The sequence below is a fragment of the Chryseobacterium taeanense genome (assembly GCF_900099685.1).
In the GTDB taxonomy this organism is placed as follows: domain Bacteria; phylum Bacteroidota; class Bacteroidia; order Flavobacteriales; family Weeksellaceae; genus Chryseobacterium; species Chryseobacterium taeanense.
On sequence record NZ_FNDW01000028.1, the window covers coordinates 1 to 1,395 of the forward strand.

General features: G+C 32.5%; 2 protein-coding genes. Both read left to right on the plus strand.

Annotated features, from left to right (window positions below):
- Window positions 1–42 precede the first annotated feature (42 nt).
- Entirely contained in the window at window positions 43–477 is a 435-nt protein-coding gene (locus tag BLR30_RS17960; RefSeq protein WP_228400802.1) for a hypothetical protein, read from the plus strand.
- Between the two features lie 14 nt (window positions 478–491).
- Window positions 492–1,343 (plus strand): IS3 family transposase, encoded by an 852-nt coding sequence (locus tag BLR30_RS17495; protein WP_262484117.1) that lies wholly within the window; start codon window positions 492–494, stop codon window positions 1,341–1,343.
- Window positions 1,344–1,395 lie beyond the last annotated feature (52 nt).

The window sequence follows — 1,395 nt, forward strand, 5'->3', positions numbered from 1 at the left end:
ATATGTCTTGTCCTGAAATAGCGATACACAAATTTTATCGTTATGGAAAACAATCAAGAAAATCGCTATGTAAAGCGAACCCAAAAAGACTATTCTATGTCTTTAAAGTTTCAAATAGTCCAAGAAATAGAAACAGGCAGGCTCTCTATTTCTGAAGCAACCAGGACGTATGGTGTTCAAAGTAGGAAAACAGTTGTAGAATGGCTCAGGAAATTCGGTAACTTTGATTGGGAGAATCAAAACCCATCCCATATGCCAAAGTCACCCGAACAAAAAATAATGGAACTTGAAGCTCAGGTTAAATTATTAGAAAAGCAAAAAGCTCTTTTGGAAAGGCAAGCTTTTGTAGCCGATAAGAAAGCCATCATCTTTGATATGATGATTGATATTGCCGAACAGGAGTATAAAATTGACATAAGAAAAAACTTACCTCCCGGACAATCGACCATTTTAAAGAAAAAGAACAACAAACAATAAAGTTTGCCTGTACTTTGTTCGGGATAGACAGACAGGTTTATTATAGAAAAATAAAACGTCGTTTTAACAAGCAAAACAAAGCCCGGCTGGTTGTTGATATGGTTTTAGAAATTAGACAGCAAATGCCAAGAATTGGATCTAAAAAGTTATATTATTTATTACATCAAGACTTAAAGGCATTAAAAATTGGCAGGGATAAATTTATTGATATCCTTAGAGCTAATCATTTACTAATCACTCCAAAACGTTCTTATCATATCACCACAAACTCGCACCATCGTTTTAGAAAATATACCAACCAAATAATAGATCTGGAAATAAACAAGCCAGAACAAGTCTGGGTGTCTGATATCACTTATATAGGGAAAAGAGACAAACCCTGTTACCTAAGTCTGATAACAGATGCCTATTCTAAAAAGATCGTTGGTTACAATGTATCTGATAATTTAAACACAGAAAGTAGTTTGGCAGCATTAAGATTAGCCATAAAACAAAGAAAAAACAAGGATTTAATTTTGATACATCATTCCGATAGAGGACTGCAATATTGTGCCAGTGAATATCAAAAAGTATTAAGCAAAAACAGAATAAAACCAAGTATGACACAAAACGCTGATCCGTATGAAAATGCTGTGGCCGAAAGGATAAATGGTATTTTAAAACAAGAATTCAATATTGATAAGTACAATAAGGACTTGCCAATTATGAAACAAATAATAAAAGAAACGGTTGAAATCTATAATCAAAAAAGACCCCATTATTCCAATCACATGCTTACACCTAATCAAATGCATCAGCAAAACTCATTGAAAATGAAAACCTATAAATCAAAAAACACCTGCAAAAAAGTTTTTGCAAGTGTTTAATTAATTATTTTTATCTAACAAATCTGTATCGATTTTTTAGGACTAGTCAATA

What these genes read in the sequence shown, in the direction of transcription:
- BLR30_RS17960 (WP_228400802.1), top strand. Translation starts at nt 43, where the DNA reads ATGGAAAACAATCAAGAAAATCGCTATGTAAAGCGAACCCAAAAAGAC.